The organism is Pseudomonas sp. LAMO17WK12:I5 (assembly GCF_900215165.1).
In the GTDB taxonomy this organism is placed as follows: Bacteria; Pseudomonadota; Gammaproteobacteria; order Pseudomonadales; family Pseudomonadaceae; genus Aquipseudomonas; species Aquipseudomonas putida_A.
The window spans coordinates 183,599-205,177 of record NZ_OBDS01000008.1 but is presented as its reverse complement, the minus strand read 5'-3'; the positions used below and the strand labels follow the sequence as shown (position 1 = coordinate 205,177).

At 60.5% G+C, this 21,579-nt stretch carries 14 protein-coding genes; 8 read left to right on the top strand and 6 right to left on the bottom strand.

What is annotated here, in order from left to right; translation table 11 throughout:
• Positions 1 to 2: 2 nt before the first annotated feature.
• From CRO59_RS15980 to CRO59_RS15965, 4 genes are all read left to right on the top strand, one after another.
• Positions 3 to 302 (top strand): BolA family transcriptional regulator, encoded by a 300-nt coding sequence (locus CRO59_RS15980; protein WP_097088397.1) that lies wholly within the window; start codon positions 3 to 5, stop codon positions 300 to 302.
• 285 nt (positions 303 to 587) lie between these two features.
• Positions 588 to 1,529, top strand: coding sequence for a rhodanese-related sulfurtransferase (locus tag CRO59_RS15975; protein WP_096794914.1), 942 nt, complete (start codon positions 588 to 590; stop codon positions 1,527 to 1,529).
• 35 nt (positions 1,530 to 1,564) lie between these two features.
• Positions 1,565 to 2,167 (top strand): DsbA family protein, encoded by a 603-nt coding sequence (locus CRO59_RS15970; protein WP_177409009.1) that lies wholly within the window; start codon positions 1,565 to 1,567, stop codon positions 2,165 to 2,167.
• Positions 2,160 to 3,977, top strand: coding sequence for an ABC transporter ATP-binding protein (locus tag CRO59_RS15965; protein WP_097088393.1), 1,818 nt, complete (start codon positions 2,160 to 2,162; stop codon positions 3,975 to 3,977). The genes CRO59_RS15970 and CRO59_RS15965 overlap by 8 nt, the downstream gene beginning before the upstream one ends.
• Here CRO59_RS15965 and CRO59_RS15960 read toward each other — a convergent pair whose 3' ends face one another.
• Entirely contained in the window at positions 3,978 to 8,594 is a 4,617-nt protein-coding gene (locus CRO59_RS15960) for a deaminase domain-containing protein (protein WP_097088391.1), read from the bottom strand. It abuts the gene before it with no gap.
• A 174-nt stretch (positions 8,595 to 8,768) separates the two neighbouring features.
• On the opposite strand from CRO59_RS15960, the gene CRO59_RS15955 reads away from it, so the two are divergent.
• Positions 8,769 to 11,228: an EAL domain-containing protein gene (locus tag CRO59_RS15955; protein WP_097088389.1), complete on the top strand. Its 2,460-nt coding sequence runs from the start codon at positions 8,769 to 8,771 to the stop codon at positions 11,226 to 11,228.
• A gap of 79 nt (positions 11,229 to 11,307) precedes the next feature.
• Positions 11,308 to 12,069, top strand: coding sequence for an iron-containing redox enzyme family protein (locus CRO59_RS15950; protein WP_219738016.1), 762 nt, complete (start codon positions 11,308 to 11,310; stop codon positions 12,067 to 12,069).
• A 138-nt stretch (positions 12,070 to 12,207) separates the two neighbouring features.
• On the opposite strand, the gene CRO59_RS15945 is transcribed toward CRO59_RS15950, so the two are convergent.
• The 5 genes from CRO59_RS15945 to CRO59_RS15925 form a co-directional block, all read right to left on the bottom strand.
• On the bottom strand, positions 12,208 to 13,134 hold the full coding sequence (locus CRO59_RS15945; protein ID WP_097088386.1) for a GGDEF domain-containing protein: 927 nt from the start codon (positions 13,132 to 13,134) through the stop codon (positions 12,208 to 12,210).
• Positions 13,135 to 13,496: 362 nt separating this feature from the next.
• Positions 13,497 to 14,237 (bottom strand): YciK family oxidoreductase, encoded by a 741-nt coding sequence (locus tag CRO59_RS15940; RefSeq protein ID WP_097088384.1) that lies wholly within the window; start codon positions 14,235 to 14,237, stop codon positions 13,497 to 13,499.
• A gap of 167 nt (positions 14,238 to 14,404) precedes the next feature.
• Positions 14,405 to 15,076, bottom strand: coding sequence for an N-acetylmuramic acid 6-phosphate phosphatase MupP (gene mupP, locus CRO59_RS15935; RefSeq protein WP_097088381.1), 672 nt, complete (start codon positions 15,074 to 15,076; stop codon positions 14,405 to 14,407).
• Between the two features lie 4 nt (positions 15,077 to 15,080).
• Positions 15,081 to 15,779 (bottom strand): bifunctional 2-polyprenyl-6-hydroxyphenol methylase/3-demethylubiquinol 3-O-methyltransferase UbiG, encoded by a 699-nt coding sequence (gene ubiG, locus CRO59_RS15930; protein WP_096794918.1) that lies wholly within the window; start codon positions 15,777 to 15,779, stop codon positions 15,081 to 15,083.
• Positions 15,780 to 15,837: 58 nt separating this feature from the next.
• Positions 15,838 to 17,172, bottom strand: a complete 1,335-nt coding sequence (locus CRO59_RS15925) for a TRZ/ATZ family hydrolase (protein ID WP_096794919.1) — start codon at positions 17,170 to 17,172, stop codon at positions 15,838 to 15,840.
• Positions 17,173 to 17,280: 108 nt separating this feature from the next.
• On the opposite strand from CRO59_RS15925, the gene mtnA reads away from it, so the two are divergent.
• Together mtnA and gyrA are read left to right on the top strand one after the other, a co-directional pair.
• Positions 17,281 to 18,357 carry an S-methyl-5-thioribose-1-phosphate isomerase gene (gene mtnA / locus CRO59_RS15920; RefSeq protein ID WP_096794920.1) on the top strand — a complete coding sequence of 359 codons (1,077 nt, stop codon included), beginning with the start codon at positions 17,281 to 17,283 and terminating at the stop codon, positions 18,355 to 18,357.
• Between the two features lie 426 nt (positions 18,358 to 18,783).
• Positions 18,784 to 21,438, top strand: coding sequence for a DNA gyrase subunit A (gene gyrA, locus CRO59_RS15915; protein WP_027612418.1), 2,655 nt, complete (start codon positions 18,784 to 18,786; stop codon positions 21,436 to 21,438).
• Positions 21,439 to 21,579 lie beyond the last annotated feature (141 nt).

Sequence of the window (21,579 nt, the reverse complement as noted above, 5' to 3'; positions counted from 1 at the left end):
TGATGACCATGCAACAACGCATCGAATCGACGCTGGGCCTGCTGCAGCCTGAGCATCTGCAAGTGCTGGACGAAAGCCACATGCACAGTCGCGGGTTACAGACGCACTTCAAGGCAGTGGTGGTCAGCGCGCAGTTCGAAGGCCTGAACCGGGTCAAGCGCCACCAGAAAGTCTACGGCACGCTCGGCGAGCTGATGGGCGAGTTCCATGCGTTGGCGCTGCACACCTACACCCCGCAGGAATGGGTAGAAGTCGGCGCCGCCCCGGCGTCGCCGACCTGTGCCGGCGGTAGCAAACACTGATATTGGATGCAGTTGTGGCAGGGGCTTTTGTGGTGAGGGGATTTATCCCCGATGGGCTACGAAGTAGCCCTGAAACCATTCAATCCATTTACAACCGTTAAACCGCATTCTCAGGATTTACGACTGCTGCGCAGCCGATCGGGGATAAATCCCCTCACCACAGTAGTTTTGACAGATCCTAAATCCACCGTGTTTTTGCTAGAATCCGCAACGCGCCGCTCACCCGGCGCGTTTTTTTTGAATCCGGTTCACCCTTTGCGAGGGTAGCCACCTGGAGAAATACCCATGACACAACCGATTGTCGTGGCGGCACTGTATAAGTTCGTCACCCTCGAAGATTACGTTGACCTGCGCGAGCCCCTGCTGCAAGCGATGGTCGACAACGGTATCAAAGGCACCTTGCTGATCGCCGAGGAAGGCATCAACGGTACGGTTTCCGGCACTCGCGAAGGCATCGACGGCCTGCTCGCCTGGCTGAAGAACGACCCGCGCATGATCGACATCGACCACAAAGAGTCGTACTGCGACGAGCAGCCGTTCTACCGCACCAAGGTCAAGCTGAAGAAAGAGATCGTCACCCTTGGCGTCGAAGGCGTGGACCCGAACAAAAAGGTCGGCACCTACGTTGAGCCGCAGGACTGGAACGCGCTGATCAGCGACCCGGAAGTGCTGCTGATCGACACCCGCAACGACTACGAAGTGGCGATCGGCACCTTCGAAGGCGCCATCGATCCGAAAACCACCAGTTTTCGCGAATTCCCCGACTACATCAAAGAACACTTCGACCCGGCCGTGCACAAGAAGGTCGCGATGTTCTGCACCGGCGGCATTCGCTGCGAGAAAGCCTCCAGTTACATGCTGGGCGAGGGGTTCGAAGAGGTTTACCACCTCAAGGGCGGCATCCTGAAGTACCTCGAAGAGGTGCCGCAGGAAGAAACCAAGTGGCAGGGTGACTGCTTCGTGTTCGACAACCGCGTGACCGTGCGTCACGACCTCAGCGAAGGCGACTACGATCAATGTCATGCCTGCCGCACACCGGTCAGTGTTGAGGATCGCGCCTCCGAGCACTACGTGGCCGGCATCAGCTGCCCGCATTGCTGGGACAAGCTGAGCGAGAAAACCCGCCGCAGCGCCATCGATCGGCAGAAGCAGATCGAACTGGCCAAGGCGCGCAACATGCCGCACCCGATCGGCTACAACTATAAACAAGCATCCACCGAGGCCTGATCATGACTGCGCGCCTGCTCTATGTGATGGATCCGATGTGTTCCTGGTGCTGGGGGTTCGCTCCGGTTGCCAAGGCATTGGTCGAGCAGGCGCAGGCAGCCGGGGTGGAGTTGCACCTGGTGGTCGGCGGGTTGCGCACCGGCAGTGGTGCGGCATTGGAACCGACTACACGTCGCTACATCCTCGAGCACTGGCAAGCGGTCAACGAGGCTACCGGTCAGCCGTTCAAGTTCGACGGGGCGTTGCCCGACGGTTTTGTCTACGACACCGAGCCGGCCTGTCGGGCAATCGTCACCGCGCGCAGCCTGGCGCCGGATTGCGCGTGGACGCTGGTCGGCCTGATCCAGCAGGCGTTTTATGCTGAAGGTCGCGATGTCACCCAGGCCAGTGTGTTGGTCGAACTGGCCGAACAGGCCGGCGTACCGCGTATCGAGTTTGCCGCGCTGTTCGATCATGCCGATCAGCACAAGGCGACTCAGGCTGATTTCAGCTGGGTGCAGGATCTGGGCATCGCCGGGTTCCCGACCCTGCTCGCCGAGCGCAACGGCCAACTGGCGCTGTTGACCAACGGCTATCAACCGCTCAGCGAACTCTCGCCGCTGCTTGGTCGCTGGCTGGAGCGCGCCGCCTGTGCCTGACCTGGCCGATGACACGCCAGCCGTAAAGCGTGTCGACCGGCTGAGCTGGGCAGAAGTCCGGCGCCTGGCACTGCATCACAAAAAATCCCTGTGGATCGCCAACGGCGTGGCCGTGCTGGCGACGCTGTGCAGTGTGCCGATTCCGTTGCTGTTGCCCTTGCTGGTGGACGAAGTCCTGCTCGGGCATGGCGATGCCGCGCTGAAAGTCATGAACCACGTGCTGCCGTCGATGTGGCAACAAGCGGCGGGTTACATCGGCCTGATGCTGGTGGTCACCCTGACTCTGCGTTGCAGCGCCCTGTGTTTTGGCGTGTTGCAGGCGCGGCTGTTCGCCCGGTTGGCGAAAGACATCGTCTACCGCATTCGCGTGCGGCTGATCGAGCGCCTGAAAAGGATCTCCCTCGGCGAATACGAAAGCCTCGGCAGCGGCACCGTGACCACGCATCTGGTCACTGACCTCGACACCCTCGACAAGTTTGTCGGCGAAACCCTCAGCCGGTTTCTGGTGGCGATGCTGACGCTGGTCGGCACCGCGAGCATCCTGATGTGGATGCACTGGAAGCTGGCGCTGCTGATCCTGCTGTTCAATCCATTGGTGATCTACGCCACGGTGCAACTGGGCAAGCGGGTCAAGCACCTGAAGAAACTGGAGAACGACAGCACCTCGCGTTTCACTCAAGCCTTGAGCGAAACCCTCGATGCGATCCAGGAAGTGCGCGCCGGCAACCGTCAGGGTTTCTTCCTCGGGCGACTCGGCTTGCGCGCGCAGGAAGTGCGTAACTATGCGGTCAACTCGCAGTGGAAGACCGATGCCTCGAACCGTGCCAGCGGTCTGCTGTTCCAGTTCGGCATCGATATTTTCCGCGCGGCGGCGATGCTCACGGTGCTGTTCTCCGACCTGTCGATCGGCCAGATGCTCGCGGTGTTCAGCTACCTGTGGTTCATGATCGGCCCGGTCGAACAACTGCTCAATCTGCAATACGCCTACTACGCGGCGGGTGGCGCACTGGCGCGGATCAACGAACTGCTGGCGCGGGCTGACGAGCCGCAATACCCGGGCGGCGTCGATCCGTTCAAGGGGCGGGAAACCGTGGGTATCGAGGTGCAGGGACTGAGCTTCGGTTACGGCGATGAATTGGTGGTGGATCAGATGAACCTGTCCATCGCCCCCGGTGAAAAAGTCGCGATTGTCGGCGCCAGCGGCGGCGGCAAAAGCACTTTGGTGCAACTGTTGTTAGGGCTGTACACGCCGTTGTCCGGGACTATCCGTTTCGGCGGTTCGACCCAGCAGGAAATCGGTCTGGAGCTGATTCGTGAAAACGTCGCGGTGGTGCTGCAGCATCCGGCGCTGTTCAACGACACCGTCCGCGCCAACTTGACCATGGGCCGCACCCGCAGTGACGAAGCCTGCTGGCAGGCGCTGGAAATCGCCCAGTTGGAGACGACCATCCGGGCGTTGCCGGACGGACTCGACAGCATCGTCGGACGTTCCGGCGTGCGCCTGTCCGGTGGTCAGCGTCAGCGTCTGGCAATTGCGCGGATGATCCTCGCCGAGCCGAAAGTGGTGATTCTCGACGAAGCCACTTCAGCCCTCGACGCTGCCACCGAATACAACCTGCATCAGGCCATGGCGCGCTTCCTCAATGGCCGCACCACGCTGATCATTGCCCATCGCCTGTCGGCGGTGAAGCAGGCGGATCGGGTGCTGGTGTTCGATGGCGGGCAAGTGGCCGAGGATGGCGACCACCAGCAACTGATCGCCGATGGCGGCCTCTACGCCAAACTCTACGGCCATCTGCAGCGCCTGTAATCAGCCCCACAGCACCTGCAACGCCGCCTCGCCGCCGTCATGGCCGAACTGCTTCATCACCACCGAACAGGATTCGCACGGGCGCATCGTTGTTGCGATGTCGACCGCGCGGATTTCTGTCGGGTCGGGATATTTCTCGCGCAGCACGCTGATCAGTTTGCTTTCGCTGTCCAGCGAGGTCGGCCGGCTGGTCTGCGTCGGCTGATAGGTTTTCAGCTCCTTGATGGTCAGCGGCACGGCCAGCAGTTGCCCTTGCTCGGTGACCTCCAGCGAGGTGCGCGGGAAGTCTGGGTTGTAGTCGATGTTGATGTAAGTGGTGTCGCCGATCCGCACGTGATCGGCGTTGATGCGGCTAAACAGCGGCAAGCACTGTGTGCTGCCCTGAGCGCCGGAGACACTGACGTACACCTCCCGATTGCCGCTGGTCGTGGTGACTTCTGCATAGGCAATGTTGCGCGGATTGTGTGACTGCTGATGCGCGGGCAACCGTTTGTGCAGTTTCTGCATGGCACGGTTGATACGCAGGGGCGCGTTGGTGTTGGCCGGGTTGATCGTCGGTGACAGAAACAACGTGTCGAAAATCTCTGCGGTTTTCTGCCGGAAGAGCTCCGGCGCTTCGCTGCTGCGCGTCCAGGTGGTGGCGCCTTCGGGCAGGCGGGTGACGATCATCCGTGTCGAATTATCGAACATCAATGCTTCGCCCGGGCTGGTGTCGACCTTCAGCCATTTCATATTGTTTGCAGGAATGGCCGTGGTGCCGATGGGGATCGCGATCTGTTCCATGGTGTGCATCGCGCGCTGCACCGATTCCAGACCATGGATGCGCACGATGTTGTTGGCGTGTAGCGAGCCGGTGTAGACGGTCAGCAATTCAGCACCGAGGGTGCCGTCGGCCAGTTCGGCGGGTGCCAGGCGCCTGAAGGTCAATTGATCGGGCGCTTTTTTACCCTTGGCGATGGTGGCCAGGTAGTACTCCTGGATGTTGATTCGGAAGAACACGTAGGAGGCCGAGTCGTCGATGGCCGGCATTAGCACCGCACCAACCTGATGTGAGTCATTGATCCCGTCATAGCTGCCGCCGGTTTTTATCCGCGCATAAATGCCTTTGCGAAACTGCAGCGTGGCTTGAATCTGCTGTCTTGGTACCAGCCTGCCTTGATGGAATCCAAGGAGTCGCAGATCACCGGTGAACAGCCTCGGGCGGTTATCGATGATCTGATAAAGCCTGGCATCGACCGCCAGGAACATTCCGTCTTGATGGGGCAGCATGGCCGGCTCCGAAAGCCGCTCGCCGAACCACGGTGCGTAACCCTTTTCCTTGTCGATCGTGCCGACGGCGGGCGTCGGGGCGGGTTCTGCGGTGATGTAGCTGACGCGGCAGTCGCCCGCGCCCGGTGCGCGACGGATCCGGCACGGCAGCAGCGTCCAGTGTTGACTGTCATCGAGCAGCTCGACCCGGCGCAGTTCATCGCCGTCGAGTCGATAGGGCACATCATCGATCAAGACCGTGGTGCGTCCGCCAGCCTCGGGGACAAGCTCGACGCGGGTGTTCGGCGCTACTTCGATATCGATCTGATCGTCGGTTTTTTTCACGGTGCGGTAGTGCGAACGCCCCAGCGAAAAATCATGCTCGTGTGCGAGCAACTGCGGCCCATAAGGGTGGTCGGACAGCGGATCGAGCAAGTGATGCCGCGAGTCGCCGACGTTGCGCACCGGCACATCGTCAATGCCTCTGACCACGGCCAGATGATCGGCAGGGTTCAGCGCTTTCCAGCGCCCGGCATCCAGTGCCTGGGGCAGACTGTGCAGCAGGTCATAGTCAGCGCTTCTGCCGGCCAGCCTTTTCAGACGTGCAACCGCGCGGTGTTCCAGATGCGCCACGGCCCGCACTGCGCCGATCGCACCTCGGCCGCCGAGCTTGAGCAAAGCTGGCGCAGCGTCCAGCGGATTGAGGTTTCTCAAGCTCGAAACCAGCAGGTTTTTCGACAATTGCGCCATGCGTGGCAGGGTGACGCGAATCGCCATTTTCCCGGCCACGGCCGCGAGGCGAATGCTGCCGGCGACGAATTTGCCCAAGGGAATCGCGAACGAGACGATATCGAGGAGCAGGCCGAGTACGCCCATTGCGCGTTTGCCCAGACTGTCCGACTGCAGGTCTTCGAGACTGCCCCAGAACGGGATAAAGCCCTTGAGGGCATGAGTCCAGTGCTTTTTGCGGCTGTCGCGCTCGAAACGGGTATCACCCCAGGCCTCACTGCGCAGCGCCTGCTCATCGGCATAGAACAACCGGGTCGCGATGAACGAGGCGATGTGCGCCGTGCGCGGCGAGGTGAAGGTCAGGTTCGGCGAACTGTCGTGATGGGCCGCCGGGATCATCGATACCGGGAGGGAGTCGCCCAGCGGTTCGAGGATCGCGACGCATTTGGCGTCGGGGGCGGGTGTCGAACCGTCCCAGTGTGCTTTTCGATCGAACGGCAGGCGGCGGGCGACGATGCGGCTGATGCTCTGGCCCTTGGTCCGTCCACGTTTGGGCGGCAGGGGTGGCAATAACAGGCCGCCCACATGTGTGTCATTCAGATCCGGGCGTTTGCGAAGGATGCCGGCGCGTGGCAGGCATTCGTAGAATTGTGGCGGGCCCTGATACGTCGCCTGCAACACGAAGCCCATGCGAGCCCGGTACGGCAGGATGTTTTCCGCTGTCTCCAGGTGAGCTTCGATATGCCGTGTCGGATCCCTGAGGCTGTGAATCCGCACTTCGCCGTGCTCCAGTGCCCGGCGGTCGGGCCACGGCAGTGTGACCAGCAGCGACTTGATCAGGTATTCATAGGCTTCGCGGGTCTCGCTCAGATAGTCATCGAACTGCTGCTCGAACAAGGGCCTGATCTCGGGAAAGGTGCAGTTGCTCGGAAACCGTGAAAGGCGTCGGCCTGGATGTCCGGTATCGACAAAACCGCTTTGCAGTTTGCCTGCTGCGTTGAGGCTGATCCATTCGCTGGCACTGCGGCCATCGTTGCTGACGTACCAGCGTGTGTCGCTGCTCAACCCGCCGGCGGCATAGACCTCCAGCAACGGCCAGGTCGGCAATACCACATCCGGGGTGTCGATAATGCTGCGTCGGCTACGGTTGGGCGTTGAAGGATGGTGGCGTTTGAGGCGAATCGTCGTGTGATCGTACAGCTCGTTGGCCAGCGCCTTGTCCAGTTGCTGTTTTGCCAGGGCGAGTCGCCGTGGCGGCTCGATGTCCAGTTGCAGGATCGCTGCGTTCATTTGCTTCTTGTGGTCTTCCAGCGCTTGCAGGGCAGCGTCATCGCCGGATGTCTCGTTCGCTGCGGCCTGGGCTCCGGTGGCCAGTGTCCAGGTCTGTGCGGCAGCCACTCGGGTCATGGCGATCAGGGTTTGCAGGTCGGTGCTGGCGTTTTCGCTTTTGTGCAGCGGCAGATCGACCAGTTGCTGAAAGCTCAGATATTCCAGCAACTGTGGATCGAGGGCATGGGCGAGGTGCACGCCATGCACGAAATTGACCCAGACCACCGAGCTGGCGTACGGCAGGTCGTCAGGAATGTCGCGCACTTGAAATTCCGGCCCGAACTGCGTCAGGCATACCCATCCCAGCAGATGTTTTTCGGTCGGGGACGAGGTTCGGTGAGAATCCTCCAGGTGCTGTAAAAAATCCCGGCGAATGCTGGCGTAGCTGGCGCCGTAGTGAGCGCGTTGTTCCAGCGCAAAACCGGCCACTTCGGTCGAGCTGCCTTCGCCGGGCAGTTCGTACCACAGACACAACGCCTCGAGCAGTAAACGCAGGCCGATATCGGGCACGGTCAGTTCATCGGGCCGCGCGCCATACCATTGCAGTTTCTGCAGCAGGCGCTGGCCCAGGTCACGCGCCTTGGGGGTGTCGAGCAGGCGTTCCAGGCAGGCGGCAGGCTGCTGTTCCAGTTGCTGGCGGGTGAATGGGGGCGTTACTTCGCTGGCCAGGCTGTCGATGGCCGACAGGGTTTTGCCGGTAAGCCAGTCGCCAATCAGGTCGTGAATCGCGGCTTTGTCATCGTCGCTCATCAGTCCCGTCAGCGCCGGGTGATGCCGCAGATTCAGTCGATGGCTGGCGCGTTGTTCTTCGACCTTGCCGATCAGCCGGGCCAGTGCTGTGGCGTCCTGTACGTCGGCAAATGTGAACCCGGACTCACGCAGCAGTTGTGACAACGGCAGCAGCCTGTCGGAACGCAGGTGTGCGCCTATACTCAGCAACGCTCGCTGAAATTCTTGAATTGTGCTGGAGGCCCGGGTGACATCCTCGATGGTGAAGCGGGCGCAACTGCCATCGGGACGATTGAAGGAAAAGCTGCAGTGACCGGCTGCGGCGTCGACTTGCAGCAATGATCCTCTGGACGTTTGCAGGTAGGCCGCCAATTGTGGCTCGCCGCTGTCATCGAACAGTGCTTGCAGAAGGTTTTGCGCCTGGTCGTGTGCAGTACCCAGGCGTGAATGTGTCTGGGGTGTGAGGTAGTAGGTCTGCAGTGAGGTTGAAGCGCTGAGCACGGCGCGCAGGGCGGTGATCATTGCCCTGTATTCGCTCTGTTGGGCAGTATGGCGTTGCAGCGTGGCGGAAGGTGACTGCATGGAAAACGGCTCTGGAATGATTGAAAGCCGTCAGTGTCGAAGCATGGCGAACAGCGGGTGCGGTACATACGTATCGCCGGTTGAAAAATGTCCTGGTTTGCTGGAAGGGGTCGCTCCCTTGTCTGGCTCTGGCGATCTCCCCTTGAAGATGACAGTGCGTGCGCAAAGGACCTCATGAAGCATAAAAGGACTCTCGGAACGCCACGGTTGTTGGGCATCGTCTGGCCATTTATCGCCGTCGTGTTATTTCAGGCGTTATTGGGGGGCGTGAGTCTTTACGTCCTGTCGGCCGTTCGCGGCTATGTCGCCGGCGAGAGCCTCTGGTCCAAGGGCCAGAAAGACGCCATCTATTACCTGAACCTGTATGCCGACAGCCGCGACGAGGCGATCTTCCTCAAATACAAGCAAGCGATTGCCGTGCCTCAGGGCGGTCACCAGTTGCGTCTGGCGCTGGATCGTCAGCCGCCGGATCTGCAGGCGGCACGGGAGGGGATCCTCAAGGGCGGCAACCATCCCGATGACGTCTCGAGCCTGATCTGGCTGTACCTCAATTTCCGTCATTTCAGCTATCTGGAAACCGCGATCGACCGCTGGACCATCGGCGACGCCTATCTGGTGCAACTGGACAATGTCGCGCGCGAGATGCATCAGGGCATCAGCGAAAACATCGCGACGCCAGCTGATATCCAGCACTGGAAAGCGCAGATCTTTGCCATCAACGACGGTGTGACGCCGGCAGCCAAGGCGTTCAGCGACGCCTTGGGCGAAGGGTCACGGATGATCCTGCGCCTGCTGCTGTTCACCAACCTGGCCACGGCGCTTGGGTTGATCGTGCTGGCCCTGTTGCGCACCCACAAACTGCTCAAGCAGCGGCATGCCTTTGCCCAGGCGCTGCAGCTGGAGAAGGATCGGGCACACATCACCCTGCAATCGATTGGCGACGGGGTGATCACCACCGACGTCAACGGCGCGATCGATTACATGAACCCGGCGGCGGAGGCGATGACGCACTGGAAGTCCGAGCACGCGGCGGGGTTGCCATTGGCAGCGCTGTTCAATCTGCTCGATGACAATGCGCAGACCGAAGGGCTGACGCTGATCGAGCATATTCTCAGCGGGCAACTGATCGGTGGCAGCGAGCACTCCAAACTGATTCAGCGCCTGGATGGCAGTACGGTCTCGGTGACGCTGGTGGGCGCGCCGATCCGCAACGCCGAGAAGGTTATCGGTACGGTGCTGGTGCTGCATGACATGACTCAGGAACGGCAATACATCGCCAACCTGTCGTGGCAGGCGACCCACGATGCCCTGACCGGTCTGGCCAACCGCCGCGAGTTCGAATATCGCCTGGAGCAGGCCCTGCACAACCTGACGCGCCAGCCCGGTCGGCATGCGCTGATGTTTCTCGATCTGGACCAGTTCAAACTGGTCAACGACACCTGCGGTCACGCCGCTGGCGATGAGTTGCTGCGGCACATTTGCACGCTGCTGCAATCGGGCTTGCGCGAAAGCGACACCCTCGCGCGGCTGGGCGGCGACGAGTTCGGCATTCTGCTGGAGAACTGCGCCCCGGATGCCGCCGAGAAAATCGCCGAGAGCCTGCGCCAGACCGTGCAGAACCTGCACTTCGTGTGGAAGGGGCGGCCGTTTTTGACCACTGTGAGCATCGGCCTGGTGCACATCGCCCAGACCCCGACCACTCTCGAAGCGTCATTGCGCGCCGCCGACATGGCTTGCTACATGGCCAAGGAAAAGGGCCGCAACCGGGTGCAGGTCTATCATGCCGACGACTCCGAGCTGTCGCTGCGCTTCGGCGAAATGGCCTGGGTGCAGCGCCTGCACATGGCGCTGGAGGAAAACCGCTTCTGCCTTTATGCCCAGGAAATTGCTCCGCTGGGCGCTACAGCCCATGGCGGGGGGCACATCGAAATACTCTTGCGTCTGCATGACGAAGCCGGACGGATGATCCTGCCGGACAGTTTCATTCCGGCGGCCGAACGTTATGGTCTGATGAGCCAACTGGATCGTTGGGTCGTCGAGAATGTTTTTAAAGTGATTGCCCAATGTATTACCGAACAACATGAAGGTCCGTTGGCAATGTGTGCGATTAATCTTTCAGGCATTACTATCGGAGATGACGCGTTCTTGCACTTTCTGCGTGAACAGTTTGTTAATTACGCTATACCTCCTGAAATGATTTGTTTTGAAATTACTGAAACCAGCGCCATTGCCAATCTCGGCAGCGCAATTAGATTTATTAATGAACTCAAAGGCTTAGGTTGTTACTTCTCACTTGATGATTTTTGTGCCGGAATGTCTTCATTCGCTTATCTGAAACATTTGCCTGTAGACTTCCTGAAGATCGACGGGAGTTTCGTAAAGGATATGCTGGACGACCCGATTAACCGTGCAATGGTCGAGGTGATCAATCACATCGGGCATGTCATGGGTAAGCAGACAATTGCCGAGTTTGTTGAAACAACCCAGATCGAGCAGGCATTGCTTGAAATCGGGGTGGATTACGCTCAGGGTTATGTCATCGAACGCCCGCAGTTGTTTACCTGCGACAGTTTGCAAAGTCGGCCCGCCAGACCGCAGCCGCTGTTGTTCAAGGCGCCTGGCACGTTCCGTTGAAATCTCTTGCCGATCCTTACAATCACAAATCAAAAGGAGCCGAACAGTGATCGACACATTCAACCGAACCGGACCACTCATGGAAGCTGCAAGTTATCCTGCCTGGGCACAACAGCTCATTGCAGATTGCAGCGAGAGCAAGCGCCGGGTTGTCGAACATGAACTGTACCTGCGCATGCGCGATAACAAGCTCAGCGCCAAAACCATGCGCCAGTACTTGATCGGGGGCTGGCCAGTAGTTGAACAGTTTGCGTTGTATATGGCGCAGAACCTGACCAAAACCAAGTTTGCCCGCCATCCTGGGGAGGACATGGCGCGCCGCTGGCTGATGCGCAACATCCGCGTCGAACTCAATCATGCCGACTACTGGCTGAACTGGAGTCGCGCGCATGGCGTCAGCCTGGAGGATCTGCAGGCCCAACAAGTACCGCCGGAACTGCATGCGCTGAGTCACTGGTGCTGGCATACGAGTTCGGCGGATTCGCTGATCGTCGCCATCGCTGCGACCAACTACGCCATCGAGGGCGCGACCGGGGAGTGGTCGGCGCTGGTCTGCTCAACTGGCGTGTACGCGGCAGCGTTCCCGGAAGAAGAGCGCAAGCGTGCAATGAAGTGGCTGAAGATGCATGCCCAGTACGACGACGCTCACCCATGGGAAGCGCTGGAAATCATCTGCACGCTGGCGGGCATGAATCCGAGCCAGGCTCTGCAGACCGAGTTGCGCCAGGCGGTGTGCAAGAGCTACGACTATATGTACCTGTTTCTGGAGCGTTGCATGCAACTGGAAACCGCCGAGCGGGCATTGCACGGGCGTGAACGCCGGGCACTTGTAGAGAGCTGATTCTCGGCAAAACGCCAAAGCAAATGTGGGAGCGGTCTTGCTCGCGAAAGCGGTGTGTCAGTCAGCAATTGTTTGACTGGCACACCGCTTTCGCGAGCAAGCCCGCTCCCACAGTGGTTTTTGGGTGTCTGGAAGGACTCAGCCCGCCATTGCCAATCGATTACGCCCTTCGCGCTTGGCCACATACAGCGCACTGTCGGCCCGGCGCAGCAGGCTGTCAGCTGACTCTCCCGGCAACAGCGTCGAACAGCCAAGGCTGACAGTCAGGTCGATCAATTGACCGTCCGCAAAGTATTCCGCAGTCTGCGCGGCATGCCGCAGACGCTCGCCGACCATCGCCGCCGCTTCCCGGCCGGTGTTGCACAGCAAGATCAGAAATTCTTCCCCGCCATAGCGAAACACCATGTCGACGTTACGCAGTTGGCCCTTGATCGACGCTGCCACCGCTTTGAGCACGTCATCCCCGGCACTGTGGCCGTGACTGTCGTTGACCCGCTTGAAGTGGTCGATGTCGAGCATCAGCACCGACAGCGGTTGCAGGTGCCGTCGCGACATGTCGATTTCGCGTTGCAGAGTCTGCTCCATGGCGATCCGGTTGCCGGTTCCGGTCAACGGGTCGCGCAATGCACTTTGCGTTGCGGCGCGGTAGAGCAGGGCGTTGCGCATCGGGAACAACAGCGACGACAGCAGCGATTCGAGGTTGCCCTGATCCTGCTCGCTGAAGCGCTGGTTGCGGCGAAACACCAGTTCGCCCAAATGCTCGCCTTCGTGGCTGAGGCTGTAGCTGACCGAATGGTGACCGCGGGCACCGAACTCCAGGCGCAAGTCGCTGCCCGAATGCACGTAGCTCAAGGCATCCAGCGGCACAAGACGCTGAACTTCGCGGAAAAACAGACCGAGGATTCGTTGCGGCTCAAGACTGGTTTGCAGTTGCAGGCTCATTTGCTGGCGCAATTGCGCCAGGCTGGCCGGGCGTTCCAGAAGCGGAGGCAGCTGACCAAAGCCCAGGCGTTGCAATTTGGCACTGTCAAAGTCAATTGCATTGGTCTGGGAAGGTGATTTCATATGGCGTGAGCCCCTAAGCAGTAAGTCTGTCTTACAGGCTGGGTGAGAGCGGCTATGGGCTGCGCGTCATACTGATCCATCAGTCCCGTAGGACATTTGGCGTAAGTTTAGTCTGCCTGATGACGATTAGTCAGCTATCGAAATCGGCCTTGCCCCAGTGCCTTCACACGGCATGCTTTGAGGAGAATTAGAGCGAAAGTCGTGCCATTCGGTTCAGGTTTATTAAAACCTTTATGAATCAACAGGATGGCTTTTTGCTTTGAGGGCGGGTGGCGGATATTTGACTGAGGTGTGACGGTGGGAAGCGGCAATGGTGTGCCGCGACGGTAATCCGCCACGGCAACAAAAGCGACGTATGGCAGTTATTGCGCGTTGAATGCCTGGCCATTGATGCCCGTGCTGTCCGGGCCCATCAGGTACAGGTACACCGGCATGATCTCTTCCGGGGTCGGATTGTTCAGCGGGTTTTCTCCCGGATAGGCCTGTGCACGCATGCTGGTACGCGTGCCGCCCGGGTTGATGCTGTTGGAGCGCACGGGTGCCACGCCATCGACTTCATCGGCCAGGGTTTGCATCAAGCCTTCGGTGGCGAACTTCGATACTCCGTAAGCGCCCCAGTAGGCCCGGCCCTTGCGCCCGACGCTGCTGGAGGTGAACACCACCGAGGCATCCTGCGACAGCTTGAGCAGCGGCAGCAGGGTGCTGGTCAGCATGAACATGGCATTGACGTTGACTTGCATGACACGCATGAAGTTATCGCCGGACAGCTGCTCGATCGGCGTGCGCGGCCCGATGATCGAGGCGTTGTGCAGCAAGCCGTCGAGGTGGCCGAACTCGCTCTCGATCATCGCCGCCAGCTCATCGTATTGATGGGGCAAGGCGGTCTCGAGGTTGAACGGGATCACTGCCGGTTGTGGATGCCCCGCCGCTTCAATCTCGTCGTAGACCTGGGTCAGATTGGCTTCGGTCTTGCCCAGCAGTAGCACGGTGGCGCCGTGGGCGGCGTAGGTTTTCGCGGCAGCCGCACCGATGCCACGACCGGCACCGGTGACCAGAATGACCCGATCCTTGAGCAATTCGGGACGGGCGGTGTAATCGAACATAAGAACCTCACAATCCATTCATGAAGACCTGCTTCCTTGTGGTGAGGGGATTTATCCCCGACCGGCTGCGAAGCAGTCGTAAACCTGCATATCGAATCGACCTGAAAGATTGCGGGGGCTGCTTCGCAACCCATCGGGGATAAATCCCCTCGCCACAAAGGCCGTTTTCAGCAGCTGCACAGCGCGCTGTCGAGCACCTTGCGCAACTCCAGCGGATGATCCACCACCACATCCGCGCCCCAGTGCCGCGGGTTGTCGTCCGGGTGGATATAGCCGTAGGTCACGGCGCAGGTCTTGGTGCCGGCATCGCGCCCGGATTCGATATCGCGCAGATCATCGCCCACAAACAAAACCGTCGACGGATCCAGATCAAGCATCTTGCACGCGAGGATCAGCGGCTCCGGATCCGGCTTGCTGTTCTTCACGTGATCCGGGCAGATCAGCAGCGCCGAGCGCTCGGCCAACCCCAGTTGCTGCATGATCGGCTCGGCAAACCGCACCGGTTTGTTGGTGACCACGCCCCAGATCAGGTTGGCCCGCTCGATGTCGACCAGCAACTCGCCCATGCCGTCGAACAGCTTGCTGTGCACAGCGCAACCGGCCAGATAACGCTCGAGGAATTCCTGACGCAGCTCCTCGAAGCCCGGCGATTCCGGATCCATCGAGAACGTCACCGCGACCATCGCTTTGGCGCCGCCGGAGATTTCGTCGCGGATGTGCTTGTCGTTCATCGGCGGCAAGCCGCGATCCGCGCGCATCGCCTGACAGATGGCGATGAAGTCCGGCGCGGTGTCGAGCAGGGTGCCGTCCATGTCGAAAAGGACTGCTCTGATGGCCATCGGCTTACTCCTCGCGCAGGGTCTGGATCATGTAGTTGACGTCAACGTCGCTGGCCAGCTTGTAGTGCTTGGTCAGCGGGTTGTAGGTCAGGCCGATGATGTCCTTGACGGTCAGGCCGGCGATGCGGCTCCAGGCGCCCAGCTCGGACGGGCGGATGAATTTCTTGAAGTCGTGGGTGCCGCGCGGCAACAGCTTCATGATGTATTCGGCGCCGATAATGGCGAACAGGTACGCCTTCGGGTTGCGGTTGATGGTCGAAAAGAACACCTGGCCGCCGGGCTTGACCATGCGGTAGCAGGCGCGGATCACCGACGACGGGTCCGGTACGTGCTCCAGCATTTCCAGGCAGGTGACGACGTCGAACTGCTCGGGCATTTCTTCAGCCAGGGCTTCGGCGGTGATCTGCCGGTATTCGACGCTGACCCCGGACTCCAGCTGATGCAGTTGCGCAACCGCCAGTGGCGCTTCGCCCATGTCGATGCCCATGACAGTGGCGCCGCGCTGGGCCATGGCTTCGCTGAGGATGCCGCCGCCGCAACCGACGTCGAGAACTTTCTTGCCGGCCAGATTGACTCGCTCGTCAATCCAGTTGACGCGCAGCGGGTTGATGTCGTGCAGCGGTTTGAACTCGCTTTCACGGTCCCACCAGCGATGGGCCAGGGCTTCGAATTTGGCGATTTCGGCGTGGTCGACGTTGCTCATGATGTATTCCTCGAAAAACTTGAAAAGGGCTGTAGCCGCGGAGTCTGCTCCGCGGTGTTTACGATTCGGTGTGGCCGCTGATGCGCTGGCCCCAGGCCCGGGCGGTGGCGCCCAGCTGTTGTTCGTCCAGACGGGTCAGGCGCCGGTCGTCGAGTAACTGTTTGCCGGCGACCCACAGGTGTTTCACGCAGTCGCGGCCGGTGGCATAAATAAGCTGCGACACCGGGTCATAGACCGGTTGCTGAGCCAGGCCGGACAGGTCGAAAGCGACAATGTCCGCAGCCTTGCCGATCTCCAGCGAGCCGACCTGCGCCTCGATGCCCAGGGCGCGGGCGCCGTTGAGCGTGGCCATGCGCAGCGCACGATGGGCGTCCAGCGCGGTGGCCGAGCCAGCGACGGCTTTGGCCAGCAGCGCGGCGGTGCGGGTTTCGCCGAGCAGGTCGAGGTCGTTGTTGCTGGCGGCGCCATCGGTGCCGACGGCGACGTTCACGCCAGCCTGCCACAGACGCTCGACCGGGCAGAAACCGCTGGCCAGCTTCAGGTTCGATTCCGGGCAGTGGATCACGCTGGTGTTGCTTTCTACCAGCAATGCCAGATCGTCATCGCTGATCTGGGTCATGTGCACCGCCTGGAAGCGCGGGCCGAGCAGGCCGAGACGACCGAGGCGGGCCAGTGGCCGCTCGCCGCGATGCTCCAGCGATTGCTGGACTTCGAAGGCGGTCTCGTGGACGTGCATATGGATCGACGCGTCCAGCTCTTCGGCGATCACGCGGATTTTTTCCAGGTTCTCGTCGCCCACGGTGTAGGGTGCATGTGGGCCGAAGGTGATCTTGATCCGTTCGTGATGTTTCAGATCGCCGAACAGCTCGACGCCCTGACGAATGGCCTCATCGGCACTGGCGGCGCCAGGAATCGGGAAATCGAGGATCGGAATCGCGATCTGCGCGCGAATGCCGCTATTGTGCACGCGCTCACTGGCGACTTTCGGGAAGAAGTACATGTCCGAGAAACAGCTGATGCCGCCCTTGATCTGCTCGGCAATCGCCAAGTCAGTGCCATCACGGACGAACTCTTCATCGACCCATTTGGCTTCGGCCGGCCAGATGTGGTTTTCCAGCCAGGTCATCAGCGGCAGATCGTCGGCCAGGCCACGGAACAGGGTCATCGCCGCATGCCCGTGAGCGTTGATCAGGCCGGGGCTGAGCAGCACGTCCGGCAATTCGCGGACTTCAGTGGCGTTACACTTCAATGCTTCGGCGCGCGGGCCGATAAACACGATGCGACCGTCGCGAATGCCCAGGCCATGCTCCTTGAGCACAACGCCTGCAGGTTCGACGGGTACCAGCCAGGTCGGCAGCAATAATAAGTCGAGCGCAATGGCAGGTTTCGGCATCGAGGGTCGGTTCCAGTGCTTTTGTAAAGGATGGCGAAGTATACCCGAGCGTCTTCGCGGGGGGATCGCTATAATCGGCGGCTTTTGTTCATGAGTGCGGGGTGAGGGATGCGCGATCGACTGTTGGCTGCGGAGAAAGTAAAGGCCATCGATTGGCGAGATGGCGCGCTCCACCTGCTGGATCAGCGTATTTTGCCGTTCGAGGAAACGTGGATTGCCTACACCAGCGCTGCCGGTGTGGCTGAGGCGATTCGTTCGATGGTGGTGCGTGGCGCACCGGCCATCGGCATCAGCGCGGCCTATGGCATTGTGCTGGCGGCCCGCGCCCGCGTGGCTGAAGGCGGCGACTGGTACGCGGCGCTGGAAGAGGATTTCGCCCTGCTGGCGGATTCCCGCCCGACGGCGGTCAACCTGTTCTGGGCGTTGAATCGCATGCACGATCGGCTCGATCGTCTGAAGGACAATGCCGATCCGCTGGTGGCGCTGGAAGCCGAAGCCATTGCCATTCATGAAAGCGACCGCGAAGCCAACCTGACCATGGCCCAGCTCGGCGTCGATCTGATCCGCAAACATCAGGGCAATGCCCAGGCGATCCTGACCCACTGCAACACTGGTGCTCTGGCCACCGGTGGTTTCGGTACCGCGCTGGGGGTGATTCGTGCGGCGTATCTGGAAGGCATGGTCGAGCGGGTGTATGCCGATGAAACCCGGCCATGGCTGCAGGGTTCGCGCCTGACCGCGTGGGAGCTGGCGAACGAAGGCATCCCGGTGACGCTGAATGCCGACTCGGCGGCTGCGCACATCATGAAAACCAAAGGCGTGACCTGGGTGATCGTCGGTGCTGACCGCATCACTGCCAATGGCGACGTGGCGAACAAGATCGGCACCTATCAACTGGCGGTCAACGCCATGCACCACGGCGTGCGTTTCATGGTGGTGGCGCCGAGTTCGACCATCGACATGCACCTGGCCAGTGGCGACGACATCCCGATCGAGGAGCGTGACGGCGCCGAGCTGCTGGAAGTCGGTGGCAAGCGCGTGGGGGCGGACGTCGAGGCGTTCAACCCGGTGTTTGACGTGACGCCGGCGGATCTGATCGATGCGATCGTCACTGAAAAGGGCATCGTCGAGCGGCCGGATACGGCGAAAATGGCCCAGTTGATGTGCCGCAAGCGCCTGCATTGATTGGCTTTGGCGTCTGTAAGGACGCCATCGCGAGCAGGCTCACTCCTACAAGGTTTTGTGTCGAACGCAAACCCTGTAGGAGCGAGCCTGCTCGCGATGAGGTCATCAAAGTCAATAAACATCGCAAAACCTGACCTCAAAACTGTATTCAAAGAGGCTCTGAGCCTCTCTCGTCCCCTTTACGCCTGTCATCGGTCAACTAACTATGCTCCATGCGCATCTGGGGGATAGGTGCGTGGCGGCTCTTGTGATAACATCCGGCGTTTTCCGAGGCAGCTTCACGGAGCTGTCTTTACTGCGCAAATCCACGGTTCGATTTGTTGATTTGTCGTAAGTCGGCGCATGGCACTCAGCCTGCCCCGACGAGCTTCGTACATCCCATATGGATATGACGAAGTTTCACCAGAAAAAGGAATCAGGCTTCTCATGGGCGAACTGGCCAAAGAAATCCTCCCGGTCAATATCGAAGACGAGCTGAAACAGTCCTACCTCGACTACGCGATGAGCGTAATCGTCGGCCGTGCACTGCCGGATGCGCGCGATGGCCTCAAGCCCGTGCACCGTCGCGTACTGTTCGCGATGAGCGAGCTGGGCAACGACTTCAACAAGCCGTACAAGAAATCTGCCCGTGTTGTCGGTGACGTGATCGGTAAGTATCACCCGCACGGTGATACCGCGGTGTACGACACCATCGTCCGCATGGCTCAGCCTTTCTCCCTGCGCTACCTGCTGGTTGACGGTCAGGGCAACTTCGGTTCGGTGGACGGCGACAACGCCGCGGCCATGCGATACACCGAAGTGCGCATGACCAAGCTGGCGCACGAGCTGCTGGCTGACCTGCATAAAGAAACCGTGGATTGGGTGCCGAACTACGACGGCACCGAAATGATCCCGGCGGTGATGCCAACGCGCATCCCTAACCTGCTGGTCAACGGTTCCAGCGGTATCGCCGTGGGCATGGCGACCAATATTCCGCCGCACAACCTCGGTGAAGTCATCGACGGTTGCCTGGCCCTCATCGACAACCCCGAGCTGACCGTCGATGAGCTGATGCAATACATCCCCGGTCCGGACTTCCCGACGGCCGCGATCATCAACGGTCGTGCCGGCATCATCGAAGCCTACCGTACCGGTCGCGGCCGCATTTACATGCGTGCCCGCTCGATCATCGAAGACATCGACAAGGTCGGTGGTCGTCAGCAGATCGTCATCACCGAACTCCCGTATCAGCTGAACAAGGCGCGTCTGATCGAGAAGATCGCCGAGCTGGTCAAAGAGAAGAAGCTTGAAGGCATCACCGAGCTGCGCGACGAGTCTGACAAGGACGGTATGCGCGTCGTGATCGAACTGCGTCGCGGCGAAGTGCCTGAGGTGATCCTCAACAACCTCTACGCCCAGACCCAGCTGCAATCGGTATTCGGCATCAACATCGTCGCGCTGATCGACGGCCGTCCGCGCATCCTGAACCTCAAGGATCTGCTGGAAGCCTTCGTCCGTCACCGTCGCGAAGTGGTCACCCGTCGTACCGTATTCGAACTGCGCAAGGCCCGCGAGCGTGGTCATATCCTCGAAGGTCAGGCCGTTGCCCTGTCGAACATCGACCCGGTGATCGCCCTGATCAAGGCGTCGCCGACCCCGTCGGAAGCCAAGGAAGCGCTGGTCAGCACCCCTTGGGAATCCTCGGCGGTGGTGGCGATGGTGGAACGTGCCGGTGCCGATTCGTGCCGTCCGGAAAACCTCGATCCGCAATACGGTCTGCGCGAAGGCAAGTACTTCCTGTCGCCAGAGCAGGCGCAAGCCATTCTCGAACTGCGCCTGCACCGTCTGACCGGTCTGGAGCACGAGAAGCTGCTGGCCGAGTATCAAGAGATCCTCAACCAGATCGGCGAGCTGATCCGCATCCTCAACAGCGCCGTGCGCCTGATGGAAGTGATCCGCGAAGAGCTGGAAGTGATCCGCGCCGAATACGGCGACGTGCGCCGCACCGAGATTCTCGATGCGCGCCTCGATCTGACCCTGGGCGACATGATCCCGGAAGAAGAGCGCGTCGTGACCATCTCCCACGGTGGCTACGCCAAGACTCAGCCACTGGCTGCTTACCAGGCTCAGCGCCGTGGCGGCAAAGGCAAATCGGCGACCGGCGTCAAGGATGAGGATTACATTGCTCACCTGCTGGTAGCCAACAGCCACACCACGCTGCTGCTGTTCTCCAGCAAAGGCAAGGTGTACTGGCTGAAGACTTACGAAATTCCGGAAGCGTCCCGTGCCGCCCGTGGTCGCCCGCTGGTCAACCTGCTGCCGCTGGATGACGGTGAATACATCACCACCATGCTGCCGGTCGAGGAATACACCGAAGGTCACTACATCTTCATGGCGACCGCCAACGGCACCGTGAAGAAGACCCCGCTGGAATCCTTCAGCCGTCAGCGCAGCGTCGGTCTGATCGCGCTGGAGCTGGACGAAGGCGACGTGCTGATCTCTGCGGCCATCACCGATGGCGAGCGCGAAGTGATGCTGTTCTCCGACGGCGGCAAAGTCACGCGCTTCAAAGAGTCTGACGTGCGTGCCATGGGCCGTACCGCACGTGGTGTGCGCGGCATGCGTCTGCCGGAAGGGCAGAAGCTGATTTCGATGCTGATCCCGGAAGAAGGCAGCCAGATCCTCACCGCTTCCGAGCGTGGTTATGGCAAGCGCACCGCGATCACCGAGTTCCCTGAGTACAAGCGTGGCGGCCAGGGCGTGATCGCCATGGTCAGCAACGAGCGTAACGGCCGACTGGTCGGTGCGGTTCAGGTGCTCGACGGCGAAGAAATCATGCTGATCTCCGATCAGGGCACTCTGGTGCGCACCCGTGTCGACGAAGTGTCGAGCCTGGGCCGTAACACCCAGGGCGTGACCCTGATCAAACTGGCCAAGGATGAAACCCTGGTCGGTCTGGAGCGGGTTCAGGAGCCATCGGAAGTCGAAGGCGATGAGCTTGAAGGTGAAGAGGGTGCCGGGTTCGAGGGGGATGTCGTGATCGACGACGTTGCCGAGGACCAGCAACTCGACGCCGCAGCTGACGAAGAGCCGCAGGAATAAGCGGACAAGCGAGGGGGCGGATGAAAATTCGCCCCCTTGTTATTTGTCCGGTATGAAATTTCGACATCATGGAGATCCCCTGTGGGAGCGAGCCTGCTCGCGAATGCAGGCGCTGCGGTACCTCTGACCCACCGCGGTGAT

What these genes read in the sequence shown, in the direction of transcription:
- CRO59_RS15980 (WP_097088397.1), top strand. Translation starts at nt 3, where the DNA reads ATGACCATGCAACAACGCATCGAATCGACGCTGGGCCTGCTGCAGCCT.
- CRO59_RS15975 (WP_096794914.1), top strand. Translation starts at nt 588, where the DNA reads ATGACACAACCGATTGTCGTGGCGGCACTGTATAAGTTCGTCACCCTC.
- CRO59_RS15970 (WP_177409009.1), top strand. Translation starts at nt 1,565, where the DNA reads ATGTGTTCCTGGTGCTGGGGGTTCGCTCCGGTTGCCAAGGCATTGGTC.
- CRO59_RS15960 (WP_097088391.1), bottom strand. Translation starts at nt 8,594, where the DNA reads ATGCAGTCACCTTCCGCCACGCTGCAACGCCATACTGCCCAACAGAGC.
- CRO59_RS15955 (WP_097088389.1), top strand. Translation starts at nt 8,769, where the DNA reads ATGAAGCATAAAAGGACTCTCGGAACGCCACGGTTGTTGGGCATCGTC.
- CRO59_RS15950 (WP_219738016.1), top strand. Translation starts at nt 11,308, where the DNA reads ATGGAAGCTGCAAGTTATCCTGCCTGGGCACAACAGCTCATTGCAGAT.
- CRO59_RS15945 (WP_097088386.1), bottom strand. Translation starts at nt 13,134, where the DNA reads ATGAAATCACCTTCCCAGACCAATGCAATTGACTTTGACAGTGCCAAA.
- CRO59_RS15940 (WP_097088384.1), bottom strand. Translation starts at nt 14,237, where the DNA reads ATGTTCGATTACACCGCCCGTCCCGAATTGCTCAAGGATCGGGTCATT.
- mupP (WP_097088381.1), bottom strand. Translation starts at nt 15,076, where the DNA reads ATGGCCATCAGAGCAGTCCTTTTCGACATGGACGGCACCCTGCTCGAC.
- ubiG (WP_096794918.1), bottom strand. Translation starts at nt 15,779, where the DNA reads ATGAGCAACGTCGACCACGCCGAAATCGCCAAATTCGAAGCCCTGGCC.
- CRO59_RS15925 (WP_096794919.1), bottom strand. Translation starts at nt 17,172, where the DNA reads ATGCCGAAACCTGCCATTGCGCTCGACTTATTATTGCTGCCGACCTGG.
- mtnA (WP_096794920.1), top strand. Translation starts at nt 17,281, where the DNA reads ATGCGCGATCGACTGTTGGCTGCGGAGAAAGTAAAGGCCATCGATTGG.
- gyrA (WP_027612418.1), top strand. Translation starts at nt 18,784, where the DNA reads ATGGGCGAACTGGCCAAAGAAATCCTCCCGGTCAATATCGAAGACGAG.